This window comes from Cupriavidus sp. 05L310 (assembly GCF_056398185.1).
In genome coordinates, this window is record NZ_JBFTOX010000010.1 from 155,504 (window position 1) to 178,124 (window position 22,621).

Sequence of the window (22,621 nt, forward strand, 5' to 3'; positions counted from 1 at the left end):
TCTCTACCCCTTCCATCGCGCATGGCGTGCCTGGCGGCTAGCAGACGCTGACGCAGGTGTTTCCCGCGCCGAGTCGTATAGCGGCATGCGTTCGGCGTGGAGAAACAAGGCTAGCTCGATGCCTCACGGTTGCCGGCATCCTCATAACACAATGCGGCGACCTGCCATCGCCCGTCACTGACCAGCCAGAGTTCCAGAAACCGGAATCGGGAGAGCACCCTCCCGTTCTGCCTCATTGAACCGGTGCCGGAGATCGTTGCCCACTCGGCGTGCTCCATCACGTCTTTTGTTTCATCATGAGCGTTCAATTCGTCAGCGCGCCATGCGTTTGCAGCCAAGCGTGTACGTATGTGTCCAAGTTGTTGCTGCTTGGTCAGGATCGTCTCGCCTCGCTTCACAAAGAAATGGGCGCTCTGCACGAAATCCAGCTGATCGATGTCGCCATATTTGTAGGCATCAATCCAAACATCTCTCATCTGCAACAGGCTGAATTCTGGTTTCATGCGCCTCCAGTAGTGCTATCTGCTCTACGACATCGCTTGGCTTGCTTTCAGTCAAGCTGGCCGCATCACGCAGTCCATCGCTACAAAGCTCATCTCGGACGGCATCCAGGATCCCTTCACCGACACTAAAGGGCGATGCCGCGCCTTGTTGAATTCAAGCACGCCGGACGCTTCGTCGTCCCGCCTTTGCTCAATCCCCGAGCAAAATCAGAAATTTCCCAACCAACGCTCGCGCCGTATCGAGTAAAGATTGAGGCACTCCAAATTTCACTCATAGGAGGTGCACTCAAATGGCGCTACCCAATACGCCCCCTAATACGCCCTTTCGCTCATGCGGGCACGTTCTGCATACCCGGCCAGCCCTGTTCGTGCTGGTCAACTACGCGCCGGGGGACGGCCAGCCGGACTGGTGCAATGCCGCTTGCGAATTCGTGGAGGAGGGCAACGCCGATGCCGGCTCCGCACTGGCCGTCCATATCTCACCCTTTGATGCACTGCTGAACGCCGCGTTCGTGTCTGGCCCGGGCAAGCCGTATCACGTCGTGCATGCGGCGGCTTTCGATCCCCGGACGTTGATCCGGGATAGCGGCGGAAAGCTCCATGTCAACCTGCACTGTGGCTGGGCTGCGAGCGATGGCCGGATCGTGGTCCGGCGCAAAGGGGCGCTCGCCAGTGTCTGCATGGTGCAGACCGAAGAGATCCCGGAAGCGCGGCGCGATGCCATCGACCTCGAGATCGACCAGGACGGCATTGCCAAGTACGAACGGCTGCGTGAACACGCCGGGCTGTTCGCGCACGCGGATTCGCACTGCCTGCTGGAAACCTGGACGGAACAGCAACGGCATCAGGCCGTGGCGCTGGCCATACAGCGCATGCCGGGAACGGTCCCCGTGGGGGCGCAGATCAACCAGGTAGCCCTTTACGACCCCGAAGCCGCGCAATGGCACTTCGTGCCCATCGAGGTGTTCTTCGGAGAACCGGTCCGCAAGGTGAATGCCTGAACGGTCGGCTTCAGGCTGATGGCCGAAGCCACCGCAAGAACACACGATTCGTGGAGACTTCCAATGATGGATATTCGATGTGCGCTTCGCAATGGGGACCGCACCAGTAACAACGGCGTGCTGATCGGCACCGGGGAGATGACGCAAGACGGCGTGCAGGTCGGCGTCGAGGGGGACTTTGCCACCTGCCCGGTGTGCAAGAGTGGTGGCACTGTCACCAACGATTGCTATCCGGCCTTTAGCCTGATGGACAAGCAGGTCCTGGTGGAAGGCGCTCGCGTCAACTGCAAGTGTGCCGTCAAGCCGTTCGTCATTGCCTCGCAGAACACCTTCACGATTCAGGTGACCCATGGCGGCCGCACGCCTATGCCGACGCATAGCGCTGTCGCCGAGCCGGTGGAGGCATCGAACAAGCTGGTGGAGGGGGCGCGCCAGTCAACACCGGAAGACGATCCCACGCTGATCTGCCAGAACATGAGCAACGCGGAGTTCTATTCCACGATGAACCGGCTGCGCGACAAGGCTGTGCGCCTGATGGGTGATCGACTGGTGGAGCTGGACCGGTGGAATCGGGCGGATCAGGACAAGGTCCGCCTTTGGTTTGGCAATGCGAGGGAGGATACGCGCGAGACATTGCGTGATGGGTTGGCCCGGATGCGGGAGATCATGCGTGGGCTGACCGACAGGAACTATGAGCGCCAAACAAAGGAAGCGCTCGCCCGGGTTGGGTGCGTGCCGCGCGCGAAGGGTGATGAGATTCCAGCAGCTGCCTCCATCTGCAAGCCGGACGGGACGTATTCAATTTTTATTGGGCACCTTTTCTGCACGATGCCGGATGAGGCTAATTGAAATAATGTTACTCCATCGGCCAATGATTCCAAACTAACGACTTTGATTCATGAGGTGTCGCATTTTCCATCTGCAATGGATGCGGTGGATTCATGGAGTAATATCAAGTGGGCACAAAAGCAGGCTGCTCGTGATAAGTTCTGCCTGAATAACGCGGATAGCATCGCTGCCTACGTTGCAAAAATTCCAAATTGGGATGGATTGACGCCGGTATGGAGGCCATAGTGAAACAGCTATTCGTCGCGACTGTATTTTTATTTTCATTTCCCACAATAGGGTGCACCTTGGGGTATGTTGACTATGAGCCCGTGTTTTCAAATGGTCGATCTGATCTATCGGCAAGTGAGGTCCTGCGCCTGGCAAATTGGCGGGCACAACTTAGGCTGTGGCTCCCGAGTGGAGGGAAGTATCTGGTCTATGTTCGCCAGAATGCGCGCGTAGGTGTGTCAGCCAAGCTGGCGGAGCAGAGGCGAAAGAACCTGTTGTCTACGCTTTCGAATATGGGTATCGACAAGGTGGACATTGAGGAATCAGCTGTCCGTAGATTTCGCGACGGCCTGAGGCCAGGTCAAGAACTGCGCCATCTCACCAATGTTGCTGAGATTTCAATCATCCCGCGCTGCCCCCATCCGTGCTGTCCCGGACCGCAACCAATTGATGCGCAACAAGGTGATCGGGGGGATCATGACCAAAGCAAATTGGCCGGAATCGGCGAGTTCGTATCGGCGGTGGATCGGTCGCGCCATGCTGGCGATGTACCTGTCGAGTAGCGTGGCCTTCGCCTTGATTGCCTTTGTGTCGCCAGTCCTCGCCTGCCATCCTCCATATATTGAGTACGAGCCAATTTATGAGTCTGGTCGCACTAATCTTTCCGCCGGCGAGATACATCGGATGGCGGATTGGAGGAGCAAGACTCGACTGGCGTTCCCAAATAGCGGTCAATATTACATTTCTGTTCAGGAGAATCCACGAGTTGGGGTATCGGTGCATCTGGCGAAGATTCGGTTGCGCAACTTGAAGACTCTGCTATTGAATTTTGGTGTTGAGGATTCGGATATCTTTGATACAGAAATAAAGAACTATGGATACGGTGCGCCGCCAAACGCCGAAGCACGGAGGCTGGCAAGTACGGCGTATATATCCATCAACCCGCGCTGCCCCCATCCGTGCTGTCCTGGGCCACAACCAATTGATGCGAAACAAGCTGATCGGGGGAATCATGACCAACCGAAATAGACCAGGATCGGCGAGTTCGTATCGGCGGTGGGTCGGATGCGCCATGCTGGCGATGTGCCTGTCGAATAGCGTGGCCTTCGCTTGCAGTCCACGCGTGAAGGGAGTAGACCTTCAGTTCCCGAAGAATGTACACACGCTGAATGCCAGTGCGGCACTCAAGCTTGGGACTTGGCTCGCGGACCTGCGGGTTCACTACCCGAACTACGACTATTTCTTCATTGCGGCATATCTGGTCGGTGGCGATACAGGTGGGAGGCAACTTGTCAGCGCGCGTGCCGAGACAGTTCGTCACTTTCTTGTCAGCCGGGGATTCAATCCCACAAGGATTCATACCAGCGCACGGGCAACGTTCCTGGATGATCCCGCAATGGGGGAGGCAGGTCGCGCGGTAGGGGTCGATTTTCTTCCTGCATGCCCACATGCCTGTTGCGACATGCCTACTCATAGGGTGAAGTTCACCGGGCTGCCGATGCCAGAAGATACGGGCATCGCTCACCAGTAAGGGCCAAGTTTGGCCGTCAGCGGACGAAAGAGTCGATCAATGCGATTCAGGCGCTGCGGGACGAAGGACACTGAGTTTCGCATAACGAGATGTGCAGTGCCATCTTGCAGTGTGAAGCGCGTATTGGCTCCGACAGCAGCCACGCCGGAAACAAAAAGACCCCACATTTCCAAAAAATGTGGGGTCCGACAACAACCGAAGCGCCCCCTCGCGGCAGCGCTCCGTTCAACCTGAAACTCAAGCCACCTGCTGCGCCGACTCCGGATGCCGGAACTGCTCCAGCAGCGCCGTCCAGCGCGTACGCACCTTCGCCAGGTTGTCGTCCTTGACATGCCCGAAGCCGCGAATGTCGTCCGGCAGGCTCGCCAGCGTGATCGCGGTTGCGTGGTTGGCCGCGCTCAGGCCGCTCGTCAGCTCGTCCAGCAAGGCACGATACTCGCCGATCAGCGCGCGTTCGGTGCGGCGCTCGGCGGTCTTGCCGAACACATCGAACACGCCGCCGCGCAGGCCTTTCAGCCTGGCGAGCACGCCGAAGAGCTTCATCGTGGACGGGCCGAAGCGGCGCTTTACCAGATGCCCCTTCTCATCGCGCTTGGCCATCAGCGGTGGCGCCAGCCAGAAATTGAGCTGGTAGTCGCGGCCGGGCTCGCCTTCGAACTGGTTGCGCAGCTTGTCGAGGAAGACCGGGTCGGTATAGAGCCGCGCGACTTCGTACTCGTCCTTGTAGGCCATCAGCTTGGCAAGATTGCGCGCCGCCGCTTCGGTCACCGGCAACGGCTTGCCGCTGCCGACCAGCGCGCTTTCCGTTGCGCGCACACGGTTCACCGCGTCGCGGAAGGTCTGCGCGTATGCCGCATCCTGATAGGCAGTCAGGTGTTCGGCGCGGTACGCAATCAGCTTTTCCAGCATGGCGCCGGAGGAGGTGGGCAGCTTGACTACCTCGGCGCCTTCGGCGGTGCTGCGCAGTTTGCCGGTGAGCGACAGCACATGCTCAGGGTCGTGCGCCATGTGGCGGCCCCAGTCGAATGCCGCCTTGTTCTTTTCCACCGCCGTGCCGTTGAGTTCGATGGCGCGCACCAGCGCGTCCAGCGATAGCGGCAGCCATCCCTTCTGCCAGGCGTAGCCCAGCACCAGCGGGTTGGTAAAGATGGCGTCGCCGATCAGCGCCACGGCCAGGCCGCTGGCGTTGATGAAGTCACAAGCTTCGCCGACCGCGTTGCGCACATCCTGTTCTGCCGACAGGCCGGGGAACTGCCACTTGGGGTTCTTGATGAACTCGGCGGTGGGCGTCTGCGCGGTGTTGATGACGGCACGCGTGCGCCCGACCTGGGTCTTGGAGATGACGTCATCGATGGCGCTGACGATGGCGTCGCAGCCGATCACCAGGTCCGCCTCGCCCATGGCGATGCGGGTGGCGTGGAGCTGGTCGGGATGCGCCGCGATCTGCACGTGCGACAGCACCGCACCGCCTTTCTGCGCCAGGCCCGCCATGTCGAGCACGGTCACGCCCTTGTTCTCCAGGTGCGCCGCCATGCCCAGCAGGCCGCCGATGGTGACGACGCCGGTGCCGCCTACGCCCGTGACCAGCACGCCAAAGGGATGGTCAAGCCCAGGCAGCACGGGTTCCGGCAATGCGGGCAGGTTGTCCATCGACACGCCGTGGCGCTCGGGCTTCTTCACCTGCGCGCCTTCCGCCGTGACGAAGCTCGGGCAGAAGCCGTTGACGCACGAGAAGTCCTTGTTGCACGATGACTGGTTGATCTGGCGCTTGGTGCCAAGCTCCGTTTCCAGCGGTTCCACCGACAGGCAGTTGGACTTCACCGAGCAATCGCCACAGCCTTCGCAGACCGCGTCGTTGATGAAGGCGCGCTTTGCCGGATCGGGGTAAGTGCCGCGCTTGCGGCGGCGCCGCTTCTCGGTGGCGCAGGTCTGGTCGTAGATCAGGATGGTGGCGCCGGGCACCTCGCGCAGTTCGCGCTGGATCCTGTCGAGCTGGTCGCGGTGATGCACTTCCACGCCTTGCGGCAGCTTGATGGCCGCGCTGTATTTCTCTGGCTCGTCGGTGACGACGACGATCTTTTTCGCGCCTTCGGCCGCGACCTGGAAGGCAACGTCCTGCACCGACAGCTTGCCGTCGACGGGCTGGCCGCCGGTCATGGCCACCGCGTCGTTGTAGAGGATCTTGTAGGTGATGTTGACGTTGGCAGCGATCGACGCGCGGATCGCCAGCAGCCCGGAGTGGAAGTAGGTGCCGTCGCCCAGGTTGGCGAACACATGCTTGTCGCCGGCGAAGGGCGCCTGCCCGATCCATGCCACGCCTTCGCCGCCCATCTGGCTGAAGGTGCTGGTGCTGCGGTCCATCCACACCGTCATGTAATGGCAGCCGATGCCGGCCAGCGCGCGCGAGCCTTCGGGCACGTTGGTCGACGTATTGTGCGGGCAGCCCGAGCAGAACCAGGGCTTGCGCTCGGCCGCCACGCGCGGCACGGCCATGGCTTTTTCCTTGGCCTCGATCACCGCGATGCGCGCGGCAATGCGGGCGCGCACGTCCGACGGCAGTTCGAACTTTTCGAGCCGGGTGGCGATGGCGCGCGCGATGATGGCGGGCGACAGTTCATAGTGCGCCGGCAGCAGCCAGTTGCTCTGCGGGATCGACCATTCGCCGCCTGCGTTGTCCTTTTCGTCAAACTTGCCGTAAACCTTGGGCCGCACATCGTCGCGCCAGTTGTACAGCTCTTCCTTGAGCGCGTACTCCATGATCTGGCGCTTTTCCTCGACCACCAGGATTTCCTGCAGGCCTTCGGCAAAGGCGCGCGCGCCGTGCGCTTCCAGCGGCCACACGCAGCCCACCTTATACAGGCGGATGCCGATGCGCGCGCAGGTCTCGTCGTCCAGGCCCAGGTTGGCCAGCGCCTGGCGCGTGTCGAGATAAGCCTTGCCGCCCGTCATGATGCCGAAGCGGGCATGCGGCGAATCGATCTCGATACGGTCGATCTTGTTGGCGCGTACATAGGCCAGGCCGGCGTACCACTTGTAGTCCAGCAGGCGCGCCTCCTGTTCCAGCGGCGGATCGGGCCAGCGGATATTGAGGCCGCCCGGCGGCAGGATGAAATCCTCCGGCAGCACGATTTCCACGCGGTGCGGATCCAGTTCCACCGAGGCCGACGATTCCACCACGTCGGTCACGCACTTCATCGACACCCACAGGCCGGAGTAGCGGCTCATGGCCCAGGCGTGCAGGCCGTAGTCGAGGTATTCCTGCACGTTCGAGGGGTAGAGCACCGGCAGGCCGCAAGCCTTGAAGATGTGCTCGGACTGGTGCGCCAGCGTGGACGATTTGGCCGCGTGGTCGTCGCCCGCCAGCACCAGCACGCCGCCGTGCTTCGAGGAGCCGGCGGAGTTTGCGTGCTTGAAGACGTCGCTGGTGCGGTCCACGCCCGGACCTTTGCCGTACCACATGCCGAATACGCCTTCGAACCTGGCGTCCGGGTACATATTGACCTGCTGCGAGCCCCATACGGAAGTGGCGGCCAGATCCTCGTTCAATCCCGCCTGGAACACGATGTCGTGCGCGGCCAGGTGCTGCTTGGCCTTCCACAGCGATTGGTCCAGCGCGCCCAGCGGCGAGCCGCGATAGCCGGAGATAAAGCCCGCGGTGTTCAGGCCGGCGGCGCGGTCGCGCTCGCGTTGCAACATCGGCAGGCGTACCAGGGCCTGCGTGCCGCTGATATAGACGCGGCCGCGTTCTAGCGTGTATTTATCTTCGAGGGAAACGTTTTCGAGCGCGCGGCGGAGGGCGTCGCTGACCGGAGGGGTCAGTGGGGCATTCATAGGTGCTCCTCTATGGGGCATGCAGTCGGGATCGCCGACTCACTTCAGTTGTGGGCGACCGTGCGCCGCCTCTTGTGAAGGCGGAAAACGGCCGTGTCTCTTTGGCGCATGGTAGCACCGCGCCGGAGGGCGCGGCACCTTGCGATGCAGCAAAAAGTGCGGCTGCGCGGGGCGTGGTTTCCCGTATGGACACGCTTCGCGTGTACACTGCGTTGCAAACAGGTTTACGCAACAAACGGGCAGATGCGAGCCGGGCGTCATATCTCAAGGGATCACGCCGTGGTGCAACCCGCCCCATCCGAGGCCGACCGGCCTCCAGGACCCAACATGACTATTTCCTCCCGCCAGGGCACTGCGACCCTGGCTGTGCTGATCGACGCCGACAATGCGGCGCCCGCCATCGTCGAAGGCCTGCTGGCCGAAGTCGCCAAGTATGGCGTGGCCGCCGTCAAGCGGATCTACGGCGACTGGACCAAGCCCAACCTGGCCGGCTGGAAGGAGCGCCTGCTCTCGCACTCCATCCAGCCGATCCAGCAGTTCCGCTACACGGTAGGCAAGAACGCCACCGATAGCGCGATGATCATCGACGCGATGGACCTGCTGTACACAGGCCGCTTCGACGGCTTCTGCATCGTTTCCAGCGACAGCGATTTCACTCGCCTGGCCTCGCGTATCCGCGAGCAGGGGCTCACCGTGTACGGCTTCGGCGAACGCAAGACGCCCAAGCCATTCGTCACGGCCTGCGACAAGTTTATTTTTGCCGACGTGCTGCGCAGCGACAGCGATGCCGACACCGATACGGAATCCGACGGTGCCGCCGCGCCCGCGCGCAAGCGCAACAGCGGTGAGCTGCGCCAGGATTCGCGCCTGGTGCGCCTGCTGCAAAGCGCCTCGCAAGCGGTGTCGGACGAAGAGGGCTGGGCCACGCTCGGCGGCATGGGCAACCATATCGCCAAGCAGGCACCCGAGTTCGATTCGCGCAACTATGGCTATGGCAAGCTCTCCGAGTTGGTGGCTGCCACCGGCCTGTTCGAAGTCGAGACTCGCAACGGCGGCAACAACAAGACGCTGTGGGTGCGGCTGAAGCGCCGTTCGAAGCCGGGTGAGGGCGAGGCTCGTCAAGGTGAAGACCGTCAGGGCGAGGGTCGCCAAGGCGAGAACCGCCAAGGCGAGAACCGTCAAGGCGAGAATCGTCAGGGCGAGAACCGCCAGGGCGAGAACCGCCAGGGCGAGAACCGCCAGGGCGAGAACCGCCAGGGCGAGAACCGCCAGGGCGAGAACCGCCAGGGCGAGAACCGTCAGGGCGAGAACCGCCAGGGCGAGAACCGCCAGGGCGAGAACCGTCAGGAGGAGAACCGCCAGGGTGAGAATCGCGAGCGGCGCGAAAAGCGCGGTCGCCGTAACGACAACCGTCGCGGCGATGGTCGTCAAGGCGATGATCGCCTGGCTTCCCAGCAACAGTACGGATCGCGCCCGGCGCCCGCGCAGCAGCCGGCGCTGCCTGTCCAGCCCGCACCGCTGCCCGAACTCGCTGCCCCCGCGCCCGTGAGCCAGCCTGTCGCCACCTTCGTGGTCGATCCGATGGATGCCCTGGAGCGTGAAGCGCTGGCCCTCGATGGCGATGAGCAGCAGGCAGATGAACAGACGGAAGTCGAGTCCGGCGATACGAACGGTGCGCGCCGCCGCCGGCCGCCGAAGCCCGAGGTCACGCTGAGCGAGATCCCGTGGCCAATCGACCGCTCGATCTTCGTGGCGCCGTCCGCGACGGTGGTAGCGCCGGTCGTGGAGGCAATCGAAGTCGCCGAGGTGGTCGAGTTTGTCGAAGCGCCAGAGGCATTCGAACCGATCGAAGCTGCCGAGCTGATCGAAGCCGTCGAATCGGTGGAAGCCGTGGAAGAGGTGGAAACGGCTGAAGCCGTCGAAGCGAGCGTGCCAGAGACCAAGGCAAAAGCCAAGGCGCCGGCCCGGGCCAAGAAGGCTGCCGCGCCTGCCAAAAAGGTAGCAGCCAAGAAGTCTGCGGCTCCCGCCAAGAAGGCAGCTGCGCCCGCGAAGAAAGCGCCGGCAGCCAAGAAGGCGCCGGCAGCCAAGAAGGCCGCCGCCGCGGCACCTGCCAAGCGCGTGCCGAAGAAGGCCGCCAAGGCTGCCGAATAGGCTATGGGCGGTGAAGCCGAAGTACGCCTTTGCGGGTGGCTTCGGCTCCCAAGCCTCAGTAGAAACAAGAAATGCAAAACGGCGCCCGAAGGCGCCGTTTTGCATTTCGCCCGCTTGCGCGGCAAAGCGTGGCCCTACCGCACCAGCTGATTGATCTCGATAATCGGCATCAGCACCGCCAGCACGATCAGCAGCACCACCACGCCCATGCTGAGGATCAGCAGCGGCTCCAGCAGGCTGGTGAGGAACAGCGTGCGGCGCTCCAGCTCCGCGCCTTCGCCCTGCGCCGCGCGCTCCAGCATGATCGGCAGGTTGCCGGTGGCTTCGCCGGAGCGGATCAGATGCACCAGCACCGAGGGAAACTGGTTCTGCGCCGCCAGCGCGCGCGCCAGCGAGGCGCCTTCGCGCACGCGCATGGTGGCATCATCCACGTTGGCCTTGAGTGCCTCGTTGGTCAGGGTTTCGCCGGCTGCCTGCAAGCTGCGCAGGATGGGCACGCCGGCCGACACGAGAATCGCCAGCGTGCTGGCGAAGCGCGCGGTGTTGTAGCCCCGGATCAGCTTGCCGACCAGCGGCGCGGTCAGCAGCCAGCGGTGCCACTCCAGGCGCACACCGGGCTGCCGCAGCAGACTGCGTATCCCCAGGCTTACGGCCACCATGAACGCCAGCGCGGCCCACCACCAGTTGCGCACGAAATCCGACAGCGCCAGCATGATGATGGTCAGTGTCGGCAACTTCTGCTTGGTGTTGGCGAATACGCTCACCACCTGCGGCACCACGTAGGACAGCAGGAAGATCACGATGGCGAAGGCCACCACGGTAACGATGGCGGGATAGGTGAAGGCCAGCCGGATCTTGGAGGTCAGCGTGTTGCGCGTCTCGATATAGTCGGCCAGCTTTTCCAGCACCAGCCCGAGGTGGCCCGAGTGCTCGCCGGCGGAGACCAGCGCGCGGTAGATGTCCGGAAAATCGCGCGGATGATGCAGCAGCGCCGCCGAGAGCGAACTGCCGCCGACCACGTCGGCGCGGATGCCGGCCAGCAGTTCGTGCACGTAGCTGCGCTCGGCCTGGTCGGCCAGCGCCGCCAGCGCTTCGTCCAGCGGCAGCCCGGCCACGATCAGGCTGGCGAGCTGGCGCGTGAACAGCGCCTGTTCCTGCGTGGACAGCCGCCGCACGAAGGCGGCGGTGCTGCTCTTCTGCACGCCGCCGACGCCCGCCAGCGGATCGACGTTGAGCGGCGTCAGGCCGCGTGCGCGCAAGTGGACGCGGGCCTGCTTGGGGCTGTCGGCTTCGATCACCCCGCGGTCGGTCTTGCCGGCGGCGTCGACTGCCTCGTAACGATAGGCTGGCATGGATGCGGGCCGTCCCTTAGTCGCGCGTCACGCGCAGCACTTCTTCCAGCGCGGTGGCGCCGGAATCGATCCAGCGCTGCGCGTCGTGGCGCATGGTGTGCATGCCACCCTCCAAAGCCACTTTCTTGATTTCCGATTCGGCCGCCTGGCGGTGAATCATGGTGCGGATCTCGTCGTCGACGCTCAGCAGCTCGTACACGCCCATGCGGCCCTGATAGCCGGAGTGGCCGCATTTGTCGCAGCCCACCGCGTGCCAGATGCGTTGCAGCGGTTTGCCTTGCGCAAGCAGCACTTCCGCTGCCTCGGGCGTGACCTCGACCACTTCCTCGCGCTTGCAGTGCTGGCAGAGCCGGCGTACCAGCCGCTGCGCCAGCACGCCGAGCAGCGACGACGAAAGCAGGAACGGCTCGATGCCCATGTCGACCAGGCGCGTCACCGCCGAGGCGGAATCGTTGGTGTGCAGCGTGGCCAGCACCAGGTGGCCGGTCAGCGATGCCTGCACCGCGATCTGCGCGGTTTCCAGGTCGCGGATTTCACCGATCATCACCACGTCCGGGTCCTGGCGCAGGATAGCCCGCAGCGCCTTGCCGAAGGTCATGTCGATGCGCGGGTTGACCTGGGTCTGGCCGATGCCGTCCAGGTCGTACTCGATCGGGTCCTCCACCGTCATGATATTGGTGGTGCGCGAATCGAGCCGCGACAGCGCGGCGTACAGCGTGGTGGTCTTGCCCGAGCCGGTCGGCCCCGTCACCAGCACGATGCCGTGCGGCTGGCGGATCAGGTGATCGAAGCCGGCCAGCGTGTCCGGCGCCATGCCGAGCTTGGCCAGGTCGAGGCGGCCTGCTTCCTTGTCCAGCAGACGCAACACCGCGCGTTCGCCGTGGCCGGTGGGCAGGGTGGAGACGCGCACGTCCACGGGGCGTCCGCCCACGCGCAGCGTGATGCGGCCGTCCTGCGGCAGGCGTTTTTCCGCGATGTCGAGCTGCGCCATGATCTTGATGCGCGAGATCAGCGCGCCGTGCAGCGCCTTTTTCGGGCGCACCACGTCGCGCAGCGTGCCGTCCACGCGAAAGCGCACCACCGAGGAAGACTCGAAGGGCTCGATATGGATATCGGAGGCGCCTTCGCGCGCGGCCTGGGTGAGCAGCGCGTTGATCATGCGGATGATGGGCGCGTCGTCCTCGGATTCAAGCAGGTCTTCCACCGCGGGAATGTCCTGCATCAGCCGCGACAGGTCGACCTCGCCTTCCACCTCGCCAACCACCTGGGCGGCGCTGCCGCTGTCCTGGCGGTTGTACGCCTCGGACATGGCAAGTTCGAGCGCCTCGGGTTCCAGCACGCGCAGGCGCAACGGCCCGTGCACGCGCGCCACTTCGGCCAGCGCCGCGGGCGAAGTGGCGCGGCTCACCCACACCTCCAGGCCATCGGCGCGCTGGCGCGCGATCAGCAGGCGCGCCTCGCGCGCGAAGCCGTACGAGACCAGCCGCGCGGCGATGGTCGACGGTGGCTCCAGCACGTCGTCGGACGCTGCGGCGGGGGCGATGCTTGTTGCCATGGCTTGTCTCAGTTCACCGCGCGGGTGGAATCCACCGTCGCGTTGCCAAGGTTGACGCCCGGCGGCGGCGTGCCATTGCCCGACGGGTTCTGCGTGCGGGGTTGCGGTTGCTGCTGCGATTGCGGCAGCGTCTGTTCCAGCGGCAGCGGACCCGGCACCGGCCCGCGCGAGCGCGGGTCGACGAAGGGCGACATCGGCGCATCCGCCGGCGGCAGCACCGGCGTATTGCCGTCGCGCACCATGATGTTGGGCGACACAAAGCCTTGCTGCAGGGTGCGCATGTAGTCGTAGCGGTCCTGCGTCAGGCGGTCGGTGGCGCCGGCGGTGCGCATCACGTACGGCCGCAGGAACACCAGCAGGTTGGTCTTGCCGCGGTTCTTGTTCTCGTAGCGGAACAGCCCGCCGATCAGCGGCAGGTCGCCCAGGCCCGGCACCTTCTGCACGCCGTCTCCGTAAGTGTCTTCGATCAGGCCGCCCAGCACGATGATCTGGCCGTCGTCGACCAGCACATTGGTTTCGATCGAACGCACATTGGTGGTCGGGCCCTGGGTGAGGGCGGCGGTGCCTTGCACCACGGACGACGACTCCTGGTAGATCTGCATCTTTACCAGCCCGCCGTCGGTGATCTGCGGCTTGACCCGCAGCGTGATGCCGACGTCCTTGCGGTCGAAGGTCTGGAACGGCGTGACCGACGCGGCGCCGCCGGTCTGCGCGTAGGAACCGGTGGTGATCGGGATGTTCTGGCCGATCAGGATCTTGGCTTCCTCGTTCTCCAGCGTGATCAGGTTTGGGGTGGACAGCAGGTTGACACTGCCGTCGGCGCCAAGCGCGTGCAGCAGGGCGCCCAGGCCCATCGCCTTGTTGACGAGGCCGAGGTTCAGGCCGGCCAGGTCCGGGATCAGGCCCGAGACCGCAGGAATGGCCGCTGCGCCGCCTGCGTTGATGGCGGCGGCGGCGCCGGTCAGGTTGATGATGTTCTGGCCGCCGGTGCCGAAGTTGGTGCCGGCAAAGACGTTGGTATTGCTGCCGCGCGAGTTGATCAGGCCTTGCCACTGGATGCCGAGCTGGCCGGTCTGGGTGGACGACACCTCCACGATCATCGATTCGATATAGACCTGCGCGCGCCGGGCGTCCAGGTCTTCGATCACTGTGCGCAGGTTGCGGTAGACCGGTTCGCTGGCCGTGATGATGAGCGAGTTGGTGGCCGGGTCGGCCTGGATGATGCCCCCGGTGGTCGGCAACGTGTTGGTGGCGAACGAGTTCGCGAATGCCGAACTGCCGGAGCCGAAGCCGGAGCCGGAGCCGCTGCGCGACGTGCCTGTGGTGCCGCCGGTGTACTGGCCGCTGGTCGGCGCCGAGGTGTTGAGCAGCCCGGTGCCGCCGGTGGCGCCCGCGCCGGCCGCGCCAGGCGTGCCGGACTGGTTGGTGTTGAAGGAACCGTCGGCTGCCACGATGGCGCGCAGCGTCAGCGCCAGCTTGGTGGCTTCGGCGTTTTTCAGCGGCACCACCCAGATATTGCCCGGACGCGCGTAAGGCTGGTCGAGCTTCTCTATGAGCTGGCGCGCCTGCTGCAAGCGTGCCCGGCTCGAGGCGCGGATCATGAGCGAATTGCTGCGCGGCTCCGCTACCACCGAAGTGCGCAGGCTGGCATCCGCGGCGGCCGCGGCGCCGCCAGCGGCGCCGGCCGCGCCCGGGTCAAGCAGCTTTTGCAGCACCAGCGCGGTATCGCTGGCAATGGCATTCCTGAGCGGCACCAGCTCGACCTCGCCAGAGGCGGGCGCGTCGATGGCGGCAATGATGCGGGCCAGGCGCTGCAGGTTTTCCGCATAGTCGGTAATGACCAGCGTGTTGTTGGCCGGGTAGGCAGTGATGGTGTTGTTGGGCGCGATCATCGGCCGCAGCACCGGCACCAGGTTGTTGGCCGACTCATAGTTGAGGCGGAACACCTGGGTCACGACCTGGTCGCCGCGCGACCTGCCACCGCCTCCGATCACGATCGGCGAGCCCTGCAGCTTGGCGTCGGCTTCCGGCACCACCTTGGTGAAACCGTTGCTCTCGACCATCGCGTAGCCCTGCATGCGCAGCACCGAGCCCAGCGTTTCGAGCGCCTGCGAGCGCGACACGGGTTGCTCGGTCACCAGGTTCACGGAGCCCTTGACGCGCGGGTCGATGACAAAGTTCTTGCCGGTGGCCTGTCCCACCGCCTTCACCACCGATTCCAGGTCGGCGTTGACGAAGTTGAGCACGACCTGGTCGCGGTTGCGCGGGGTCAGGTCCGGCGGCTGGCCGGGCTGGGCGGCGGGCTGGCTCGGTTGCTGGGCCCACAGCGGCGCGGGTGCCAGCAGGGAGAGGCCGCATAGCAGCGCGGTGGCGCGGGCGCAGCGGGTCTTGAGCGAAGGTCGAAGGGCTTGGGTTTTCATATTCGGTTCCGGGCTGCGGGCGGCGGCGCGAAGGTTTCGCGCACGGGCCGTGCCCTCGAAACGCGCGTGGCGGCCCAGGGTGCCGTTGCCTTGCAGGTGCAGCGGCCCGGCGAGGGTAGTCAGTTGCAGCTTGCCGTCGGCGCCGGCCCAGTCGATCTCGGCGCGGTAGCTGCCGAGGGGGCGCAGGCGGCTGACAGCCGATGATACTTGGTCGAGCCGCAGGGTCACGTGGCCTGTCAAGCCGGCAGCGCCGCCCGGCTTGCCGGGCTGGCCAAAGAAGCGGCCTTGCAGCGTGGACCAGTCGATGCGCATCAGTCCGTCCGGGCGCAGCGTGTTGAACGGCGCGCCGACGCCTTCGAGCAGCGATGCGGGCAGGCGGATGGCGCCGGCTTGCGCGGTCCAGCCGAATGGCGTGACCGCCACGCCCACCGGGCCGCTCATGGCCTCCGAGTGGGTCACCACCACGCGCAGGGTGCCGGTCAGCAACGGCAAGAACGCCACCGACCATTGCAGGCGGCCGGGCAGCACGGTGGCGGTCTCGCTGCCGGCGCCCGCCGACAGCGCCAGGGTGGCGCTGCCTTTCCAGATCGAGCCATCGGCATCGGCCAGCAGCACGCGGCGCTGGCTGCGGCTGGCGATGCTGTCGGCGATCCATGCTGCGGGGAATGCCGCCAGCACGGTCAGTGCCACGGTCACGCAGCCGAGCGCCAGCCAGCCCACGCGCCGCCAGCCGCGAGGGCTGCGGACGCGGCGGCGGGGCAGCCTGAGGGCTTCCAGGCGCGCCATCAGCCGCGCCCGCCCGGGTTGCCGGTGGGGCCTTGCAGGGTTGCGGTGACATTAACCACGGCAGTGGGGCCAACGTAAACGATACGGGTATCGATCACCTTGAGGCGCTGCTGCTGACGCACATCCTGCAACCAGCTCGCGACCGAGCCGAAGGGCACCTTGTCGAGCTGGACCTGCACGCTGTTGTCGCCGGTGCCGGCCAGGCGGGTGGCCTTGAGGCCATGCTGGGCGAGGCTCTCCTGCAGCGCCTGGTTCAGCGCCTCGCCGCGCAGCGACGGCGCCGGGCTGGCCGCCAGGCCGCGCGCTTCCTGCGCCAGCGTTTCCATCTCGGCGAGGTCGCTGCGCAACTGCGGCAGGCTGCGCTGCAGCTTGGCGCGCCCTTCGGCGGCGGGCTCCCACAGGACGGTATAGCCGATCACCAGTGCCAGCACGGCGCTGCCGCCAGCCAGGATGGCCTGTTCACGCGGATTGCGCGCCGACCAGAATGCGTCGAAACGCTCCTGCCAGCGCTGCGGCACGCGCGGGCGCAGGCGCGCCAGCCGCTCCGCGGCGCGCGCCCGGGCGCCCGGGCTGCGCTTGGCGGCGCCCGGGCCGGGTTTCGATGCGGTGTCTTTCATCAGGTTCACTTGGCGGTCCGCGCTCACAGGCTGGGCTTGATCGACCAGCGCGTACCGGCCGGTGCGTTGCCGCGCGAGGGGTCGGGCGGGCTGTTGTCGGCTTCCATGGCCAGGCCGGACTGGCGCGCCGCGCTGCGCAGAGCGTCGGTGTCGGTGTCGGGCTTGAGCGTGGCGAACAGGGCATGCCCGCGGTATTCGAGCGCCAGCAGCGCGTCCGGCGCGAGTTGGCTTGCGGCCTGGCTGAAGCGGTCGGCCAGCGGCAGGAAATCGTCAGGCGTGCTGCGGCCGCTGGCCAGGCGGAGCTGTTCGACCTGGCGGCGCATCTGCAGCGGCGGGTCAATCACCACCGGAATTTGCGGGAAGGCGCTGCGCAATGCCTGTTCCTGCCCGGCCACCAGCCGTTGCTCTTCCTGGCGCAGCAGCAGCCAGTGGGCGTTCATGCCGATCAGCTGGACTACCATCAGGCCCGCAGCCAGCGCCAGCGGCAGGCGCCAGGCCTTGAGGTTCCAGCGATCGGCGCGGCCCTGGGCGAACTCGAACTGGGCCAGGTCGAGAGAGGGCTCGCGCAGGCTGGCCTGCGCTCCTTCGATCCATGCCTGCCAGTCCAGCGGATGCGCGCCCTGGGGCGCCACTTGCGCCATGGCTTCCGGCGATGCGTACCACTCACCGGCCGGGGCAAGTCCCTGCCAGGCACCCAGCGCATCGGAACCAAGCAGCAGGCCGTAGCCTGCGTACTCACCGCTGCGCACAGTCAGTTGCCAGTAGCGCGGGATATCGGCCGGCGCGGGTACACCCTCCGTTTCGAACAGGGGGGACGCGCTGGTCAGGGTGGCGGCTTCAAGCGCCAGTGCAGCCATGACCGCGGGGGCCGGGGCATCGGCAGCGGCGCTGGCCGCTGCTTCAGCGGGAGCGGCCACTACCGGCAGCGGCAGGCACAACTGTGCCGGCAGCACATGGCGGCGGCGGTAGCGATGCTCGGCAAAGGCGTCCAGCACGGCGCGCAGCCAAGCCCGGTCGGTCACCATCAGCAGGCGACGGCGCGAGCCGCTGGCAGCCTTGCCCGTCACCGCATCGAGCACGGGGCCAACGGCGATATGGCAAGGGTGAGCGTCGGTGGCCAGCACTTCCTCGACCAGGTTCGGCAGCGCCAGCTTGAGGCGCGCCGGCGCCAGTGGCGGTACCGTGGCGCCGGTCAGCAGAACGTCGCTGGCTGCCATGATCAGGACCAGTCGGTCGGCGGCAGGCAGTTCGGCGATGGCAGCGTGGCCTTCGCGCAACAGCTGCCCGGCCGTTTGGGGGCCATGCCGGCGGTCGCGCTCGGCGACGGCCGTGCGCACCAGGGCAAACGGCAGGGCACCGAAGTGCCAGGGTTGCGGCTGGTCGTGCGGCCGATGCGGCAGGCGGACGTACAGGGTGGTGCTCAAGATTTCCTTGCTACTGCGCCAATCATGGCGTCATTGAACGATAGCGGGGGCTGGTGACCCTGCAGCGGACCGCGCCGCGCGCATGACAGACGCCCAGCATGGCTGCCGGCGGCACCGTACAGGCGGAGCGCCAAGTTCATGGGACCACGGTTCCGCCGGGCCGGAGCATACCTTGCCTGTGTGACGAATTGGCGTCAATACGTATCTGTCAGACTTCAGTTGGCAAACGCTCGAAAAGCGCGCCGGCAGGCGTCGCCGGGGACGCCTGGACGCTTCGTCACGACAGGGACAGCGGCGTTGCCTGGTGCCCGGAACCACACCCGTGGCCGCGGCGGGGGGCCTCAACGCTGCTCGGGCATGCGGTCGATATCGCGCACCCAGACCACCCGGGTGGTGTTGGCGTTGCCCAGCACTTCGCCGCGGTAGACCAGCGAGACCTGCATGCGGCTGGCGCGCTCATGGCGAATCAGCCCGTAGACGAGGAAATAGTGGGTGCGCACGTCCAGCGTGCTGATGGCGGCGTTCGGGTCGGCCTGCGGTGCCAGCGTGCGCAATTGCGTCTGCAGGTCGCCGATATTGTTGAAGAAGGCGCGGTCGCGCTGGCGCACCAGTTCGCGGGCGCGGTCCAGCGGCAGCTTGTCGATCACCGCAGTCAGTACTTCGGCCTCGGCGGTGTTGGCATTGACCAGCGTGCGCTCGGGCAGCACATCGACAAAGGGCGTCAGCGTGGCCACGATAGCCGGCGTGTAGCCCGGGATGGCGAGCAGGTCGTTGACGTCATCGGGTGAGCGCAGTCCCCGCTGGCTGTCGCCGCTGTTGCCATTGCTGCCGCCGGCGGCACTCAACAGGTAGCGCGCGGTTGGCTCGGCCAGCGCCACGTTCAGGCCCAGCGTCTGCAGCAGGCGGCGATAGATCGCCAGGCTGGGGGCGTCGATGGTGGCGACCCGGCCTTGCGTTTCGCTGGCTGTCCATAGCACCAGGTTGCTGAGGTTGAAGCGGGCCTGGGCGTCAAGGATGCGGCCCGACAGGAACGAGGTCTCGCCCTCCTGGTCGGTACGCAGCGCGGCGCCCAGGAAGTCCGACAGGCGGGTTTCGGCGATCGGTACCGCCCAGGGTTCGCCCAATTGATCCACGTTGGTGCGGCGCTGGTCGTCGCGCAAGATCAGGCGGGCCCAGTCGACGGCCGCGCGTTCGATCCAGGTCGCCTGGGCCAGCAGGCGCTGGTTCTCGATCGAGCGGATCTGTACCTGCTGCCGCCATAACATGCCGGATACCACCACTACCGCCAGCGTGACCACCAGCAGCGCCGTCACCACGGCGGCCCCGCGCTGGCGGTGCCTTGTCAGCGCAAGGGGAGCGGGGCGGCGGGCGGTTGCCGCCCGCGCGGCCGCGAGATGGCGTGGGCGCTTGCTCATAGGCCGGTCATGCAGATCTTCTGGAAGCGCCGCGGCGTGTCGCCGTCGCCCATGCGCGCCGTCAGGTTGAGCTCGATCGCGCGCACCACCGTGGTGGCCACGCCCGGGCTGGCGCTTGCGCCCGAGGCAGCCAACGCGCTGGCGCTGGCGTTGCCGCCAAGCAGGGCCGCGGCAATGCGGCCGTTCTCGGTCTGCCAGCCGCCGGGCTCGATCCAGGCGCGTGCCGACAGGCTGTCCGCATCGCTGACCAGCGCCCGCGCGAGGTTGCCGCCAGCGTTGGCCTGGCGCAGGGTAATCATCGCGGCCCGCACCGCGTTGCGGTTGTCCGCCGGCGGGCTGGCCACCCGCACCACGGTATTGCCGTTGAGCCGGTAGACCACCACCTGCCACTGCGCGGGGCGCCCCTCGTCGCGGCGGTCGCGCACCATCAGCACCTGGCCATTGCCAAACTCGACCGGGCTGGTCTGCAGCAGGGCCGGGCTGGCCAGAGCCTCGCAGTCTGACTGGAACTGGCCGTATAGCAACTTGAGCGTATTGAGGCGGTTGTCGTGGTCGGTCAGGCGTTCGCGGCCGCGCGTCATCGCATCCAGCCCGCGCCAGGCGATCACCGCGATCACCGCGAGCAAGGTGATGGCCACCAGCATTTCCAGCAGCGTGAAGCCGCGCGCGGCTGGCCGCCCGAATGGCCGCCTAAAGCAGGTTGCGCGTTTCATTGGGGACGATGGTGACGAGCCAGGCAAGGCGCACGGATTTGTCGGCGCCGGACGGGTAGACCGCAATCTCGACGCGGCGGAAAGACGGGTTGGGCGTGCCGGAGATCGTTTCTTCGCAATACAGTTCGACGCCGCCCTGCGGGCAAGCGTAGCCGCGTGTGCCGGGTTCGGGCCAGGTCTTGGACAAGCGCAGGCTGGCGAGGTGGTTCTCGGCGTTCCACTCGGCCAGCATGCGGGTCTGCAAGGAGGAGCCGGCCTCGATCATCGATCCCATCGCACGCATGGCGGCGGTCAGCGCCACCGCCAGGATGGTCAGGGCGACCAGTACCTCGATCAGGGTGAAGCCATGCGCGGGCAAACACCGGCGTTTGCGGGGGAACGGGAAGGACGGTGATCGGAGCATCATGGCGTGCTGGCGAAGTAGCGCCCGGTTCCGTCGGCGGCCACGTCGACGCGGATGTCGCCGCGCACCAGCACTACGTGCTGGGGGCCGTCGATCAGCTCCCGCCCGAACACCAGGCGGGCGCCGGTGTTGCCGCTGCCGCCTTCGGTCACGGCCACGCCGTCGAGCGGCAGGCGCCACTTAGCGGGTGCGAATACATCGGTCAGCGGGATCCATCCGGCGGGCGTGGCTTGCAGGAAACGCCAGCCGCCGGTATCGGCCTCCCAGGCGATCGGCCGGGCACGCAGCTGGGCTTCTTCCTGTGCCAATTCGAATAGCCGCGCAATGCGCTGTCCGTCGTCCAGCACACGGCCGCGCTCATTGGGCGAGGCATTGACGGCGACCAGCGCGATCACGATGCCGGCGATCACCATCACCACCAGCAGTTCCAGCAAGGTGAAGCCACGGTCGCCATGTGATCGCCGTCCCTGTGGCCAGGTGCTCATGGCTGCGCGCCCGGCCCGGATCATGGCGTTGTTACCTTATTCCCAGTTGCCGATATCGGCGTCGTTGGCGCTGCCGCCAGCCTGGCCGTCGGCGCCGAAGCTGAACACGTCGATCTCGCCACGCACGCCGGGGTTCAGGTATTGGTAGGGATGGCCCCAGGGATCCTTGGGCAGTTTTTCCAGGTAGCCGCCGCCTTTCCAGTTATTGGGAACCGGCTCGGTGGCGGGCTTGGCCACCAGCGCGGCAAGGCCTTGCTCGGTGGTGGGATAGCGGCTGTTGTCGAGGCGGTACAGCTTGAGTGCCTGCATGATCGAGGAGATGTCCTGGCGCGCTGCGACGATACGGGCTTCATCGGGGCGGCTCATGATCTTCGGAACCACCAGCGCGGCCAGCACGCCAAGGATCACGATCACGACCATGATTTCGATCAGGGTAAAGCCGCGGGCGCGACGACGGCCGAGGCGGGGGGAAGAGTCGGAGAAGTTGGCAACGATCCTGCGCATCATGGTTAGCCTTATGGAATTTCTGGCGGAGCGCCTGCTCTTCTTCTTGCGCGTGGCGGCGATCCAGTTAGTCAAACAGTATAACCGCCAGAACATGACGACTTTGTGAGCGAGTGCTCGCATGTTCACCCACCTCGAAACGGCCGCGGCGGCAGCCGCTGGCACCAGGCCGCCGCCCGGTGCCGCTGTGGAGCGGGCGTGCGTGGGGCAGACAGCTGTCATACGGCTCTGGTAGGCTTGGTACTTTCACGCCCAGTTTACCTATCTCCGTGCAACTATCCCTGCGGCCCGCCCTTCGCTTTAACCCCTTCGGCCTCTGGCTGCCGCGACTGGTCGGGCTCGTGCTGTTCGTCGCGCTGTGCGCTCTTGCGACCCGCTGGGCGCTCACCTTCAGCGCGATGAAGACCATTTCCGTGCCGCGCGTGGCGCGCGTGGCGCAGACCGAGGCGGTGGAGACCGGCGCGGCCGGCACGCTGTTTGGCGGCAGCGCGCAGTCCGGCGTGCGCGACGTGCAGGTAATCGGCGTGGTTGCCGATATCGGCAGCGGTGCCGGCGCGGCCATCGTCTCGCTCGATGGCGGTCCTCCCAAGGCGGTGCGCGCGGGCACGGCGCTGTCGCCGCAGATCCGGCTGACGGAAGTACGCGACCGCGCGGTCGTGATCGAGCGCAACGGCGTGCGCCAGGAGATTGCGCTGCCGGTCCCTGCCATCGTCAGGCGTGGCCCGGCAGTTCCGGCGCAGCCGGGGCTGCCCTCCGGCGCCGCCGCGCCGCTTTCGACACCGATGCCGGCCACGTCCGTTGCTGCTCCGCAGCAATCCCAGCCGGGCGGCGGCAATGAATCAACTAGCGTTAAAGACTGACTTGTAACGGCGGC

Annotated in this window: 17 protein-coding genes and 2 pseudogenes; 6 read left to right on the forward strand and 13 right to left on the reverse strand. The window is 65.9% G+C overall.

What is annotated here, in order from left to right:
- Positions 1-110 precede the first annotated feature (110 nt).
- Entirely contained in the window at positions 111-503 is a 393-nt protein-coding gene (locus tag AC1DS6_RS09755) for a hypothetical protein (RefSeq protein ID WP_441632970.1), read from the reverse strand.
- Positions 504-793: 290 nt separating this feature from the next.
- Here AC1DS6_RS09755 and AC1DS6_RS09760 point away from each other — a divergent pair, with 290 nt between their 5' ends.
- The 4 genes from AC1DS6_RS09760 (at position 794) to AC1DS6_RS09775 (ending at position 4,091) form a co-directional block, all read left to right on the forward strand.
- The gene (locus AC1DS6_RS09760) at positions 794-1,504 is read left to right on the forward strand and encodes a hypothetical protein (protein WP_441632972.1); all 711 of its coding nucleotides are present in this window, start codon (positions 794-796) and stop codon (positions 1,502-1,504) included.
- 63 nt (positions 1,505-1,567) lie between these two features.
- A complete protein-coding gene (locus AC1DS6_RS09765) occupies positions 1,568-2,353 on the forward strand; it encodes a PAAR domain-containing protein (protein WP_441632974.1) in 786 nt (261 codons plus the stop codon).
- A gap of 684 nt (positions 2,354-3,037) precedes the next feature.
- The gene (locus tag AC1DS6_RS09770; RefSeq protein ID WP_441632976.1) at positions 3,038-3,589 is read left to right on the forward strand and encodes a hypothetical protein; all 552 of its coding nucleotides are present in this window, start codon (positions 3,038-3,040) and stop codon (positions 3,587-3,589) included.
- A gap of 43 nt (positions 3,590-3,632) precedes the next feature.
- The gene (locus AC1DS6_RS09775; protein WP_441632978.1) at positions 3,633-4,091 is read left to right on the forward strand and encodes an OmpA family protein; all 459 of its coding nucleotides are present in this window, start codon (positions 3,633-3,635) and stop codon (positions 4,089-4,091) included.
- A 237-nt stretch (positions 4,092-4,328) separates the two neighbouring features.
- Here AC1DS6_RS09775 and AC1DS6_RS09780 read toward each other — a convergent pair whose 3' ends face one another.
- Positions 4,329-7,922: an indolepyruvate ferredoxin oxidoreductase family protein gene (locus AC1DS6_RS09780; protein ID WP_441632980.1), complete on the reverse strand. Its 3,594-nt coding sequence runs from the start codon at positions 7,920-7,922 to the stop codon at positions 4,329-4,331.
- A 327-nt stretch (positions 7,923-8,249) separates the two neighbouring features.
- On the opposite strand from AC1DS6_RS09780, the pseudogene AC1DS6_RS09785 reads away from it, so the two are divergent.
- Positions 8,250-9,032 (forward strand): annotated as a pseudogene (locus AC1DS6_RS09785) (NYN domain-containing protein); the annotation flags it as partial.
- Between the two features lie 1,175 nt (positions 9,033-10,207).
- On the opposite strand, the gene gspF reads toward AC1DS6_RS09785, so the two are convergent.
- The 11 genes and pseudogenes from gspF to gspG all read right to left on the reverse strand — a co-directional run bounded on the left by gspF (position 10,208) and on the right by gspG (position 21,747).
- Positions 10,208-11,425, reverse strand: a complete 1,218-nt coding sequence (gspF, locus tag AC1DS6_RS09790) for a type II secretion system inner membrane protein GspF (protein ID WP_441632984.1) — start codon at positions 11,423-11,425, stop codon at positions 10,208-10,210.
- A 16-nt stretch (positions 11,426-11,441) separates the two neighbouring features.
- A complete protein-coding gene (gene gspE, locus AC1DS6_RS09795; protein ID WP_441632986.1) occupies positions 11,442-12,980 on the reverse strand; it encodes a type II secretion system ATPase GspE in 1,539 nt (512 codons plus the stop codon).
- An 8-nt stretch (positions 12,981-12,988) separates the two neighbouring features.
- The gene (gene gspD / locus AC1DS6_RS09800) at positions 12,989-15,400 is read right to left on the reverse strand and encodes a type II secretion system secretin GspD (protein WP_441632992.1); all 2,412 of its coding nucleotides are present in this window, start codon (positions 15,398-15,400) and stop codon (positions 12,989-12,991) included.
- A gap of 45 nt (positions 15,401-15,445) precedes the next feature.
- Positions 15,446-16,186 (reverse strand): annotated as a pseudogene (gene gspN, locus AC1DS6_RS09805) (type II secretion system protein N); the annotation flags it as partial.
- Complete coding sequence (locus AC1DS6_RS09810) at positions 16,186-16,803, reverse strand: type II secretion system protein M (protein ID WP_477102475.1); 618 nt, start codon at positions 16,801-16,803, stop codon at positions 16,186-16,188. The pseudogene gspN and the gene AC1DS6_RS09810, both read right to left, overlap by 1 nt.
- A 23-nt stretch (positions 16,804-16,826) precedes the next feature.
- Positions 16,827-18,227, reverse strand: a complete 1,401-nt coding sequence (gene gspL, locus AC1DS6_RS09815) for a type II secretion system protein GspL (RefSeq protein ID WP_441635645.1) — start codon at positions 18,225-18,227, stop codon at positions 16,827-16,829.
- Between the two features lie 341 nt (positions 18,228-18,568).
- On the reverse strand, positions 18,569-19,642 hold the full coding sequence (gspK, locus tag AC1DS6_RS09820) for a type II secretion system minor pseudopilin GspK (RefSeq protein WP_441635643.1): 1,074 nt from the start codon (positions 19,640-19,642) through the stop codon (positions 18,569-18,571).
- A complete protein-coding gene (locus tag AC1DS6_RS09825) occupies positions 19,639-20,355 on the reverse strand; it encodes a PulJ/GspJ family protein (RefSeq protein ID WP_441635641.1) in 717 nt (238 codons plus the stop codon). The genes gspK and AC1DS6_RS09825 overlap by 4 nt, the downstream gene beginning before the upstream one ends.
- Positions 20,333-20,761, reverse strand: a complete 429-nt coding sequence (gspI, locus tag AC1DS6_RS09830) for a type II secretion system minor pseudopilin GspI (protein WP_441635639.1) — start codon at positions 20,759-20,761, stop codon at positions 20,333-20,335. The genes AC1DS6_RS09825 and gspI overlap by 23 nt, the downstream gene beginning before the upstream one ends.
- Positions 20,758-21,243: a GspH/FimT family pseudopilin gene (locus AC1DS6_RS09835; RefSeq protein ID WP_441635637.1), complete on the reverse strand. Its 486-nt coding sequence runs from the start codon at positions 21,241-21,243 to the stop codon at positions 20,758-20,760. Before AC1DS6_RS09835 ends, gspI begins: the two co-directional genes overlap by 4 nt.
- A gap of 36 nt (positions 21,244-21,279) precedes the next feature.
- Positions 21,280-21,747, reverse strand: coding sequence for a type II secretion system major pseudopilin GspG (gene gspG, locus AC1DS6_RS09840; protein WP_276291195.1), 468 nt, complete (start codon positions 21,745-21,747; stop codon positions 21,280-21,282).
- A gap of 269 nt (positions 21,748-22,016) precedes the next feature.
- Between gspG and AC1DS6_RS09845 the strand changes: the two genes are divergently transcribed.
- Positions 22,017-22,607, forward strand: a complete 591-nt coding sequence (locus tag AC1DS6_RS09845; RefSeq protein WP_441635635.1) for a hypothetical protein — start codon at positions 22,017-22,019, stop codon at positions 22,605-22,607.
- Positions 22,608-22,621 lie beyond the last annotated feature (14 nt).

Bases quoted from the DNA above. Each gene is read 5' to 3' on its own strand.
- AC1DS6_RS09770 (WP_441632976.1), top strand. From the start codon at position 3,038: ATGACCAAAGCAAATTGGCCGGAATCGGCGAGTTCGTATCGGCGGTGG.
- gspK (WP_441635643.1), bottom strand. From the start codon at position 19,642: ATGAGCAAGCGCCCACGCCATCTCGCGGCCGCGCGGGCGGCAACCGCC.
- AC1DS6_RS09755 (WP_441632970.1), bottom strand. From the start codon at position 503: ATGAAACCAGAATTCAGCCTGTTGCAGATGAGAGATGTTTGGATTGAT.
- AC1DS6_RS09760 (WP_441632972.1), top strand. From the start codon at position 794: ATGGCGCTACCCAATACGCCCCCTAATACGCCCTTTCGCTCATGCGGG.
- AC1DS6_RS09775 (WP_441632978.1), top strand. From the start codon at position 3,633: ATGCTGGCGATGTGCCTGTCGAATAGCGTGGCCTTCGCTTGCAGTCCA.
- gspF (WP_441632984.1), bottom strand. From the start codon at position 11,425: ATGCCAGCCTATCGTTACGAGGCAGTCGACGCCGCCGGCAAGACCGAC.
- AC1DS6_RS09780 (WP_441632980.1), bottom strand. From the start codon at position 7,922: ATGAATGCCCCACTGACCCCTCCGGTCAGCGACGCCCTCCGCCGCGCG.
- AC1DS6_RS09825 (WP_441635641.1), bottom strand. From the start codon at position 20,355: ATGAAACGCGCAACCTGCTTTAGGCGGCCATTCGGGCGGCCAGCCGCG.
- gspG (WP_276291195.1), bottom strand. From the start codon at position 21,747: ATGCGCAGGATCGTTGCCAACTTCTCCGACTCTTCCCCCCGCCTCGGC.
- gspE (WP_441632986.1), bottom strand. From the start codon at position 12,980: ATGGCAACAAGCATCGCCCCCGCCGCAGCGTCCGACGACGTGCTGGAG.
- gspI (WP_441635639.1), bottom strand. From the start codon at position 20,761: ATGATGCTCCGATCACCGTCCTTCCCGTTCCCCCGCAAACGCCGGTGT.
- gspD (WP_441632992.1), bottom strand. From the start codon at position 15,400: ATGAAAACCCAAGCCCTTCGACCTTCGCTCAAGACCCGCTGCGCCCGC.
- AC1DS6_RS09810 (WP_477102475.1), bottom strand. From the start codon at position 16,803: ATGAAAGACACCGCATCGAAACCCGGCCCGGGCGCCGCCAAGCGCAGC.
- AC1DS6_RS09765 (WP_441632974.1), top strand. From the start codon at position 1,568: ATGATGGATATTCGATGTGCGCTTCGCAATGGGGACCGCACCAGTAAC.
- AC1DS6_RS09835 (WP_441635637.1), bottom strand. From the start codon at position 21,243: ATGAGCACCTGGCCACAGGGACGGCGATCACATGGCGACCGTGGCTTC.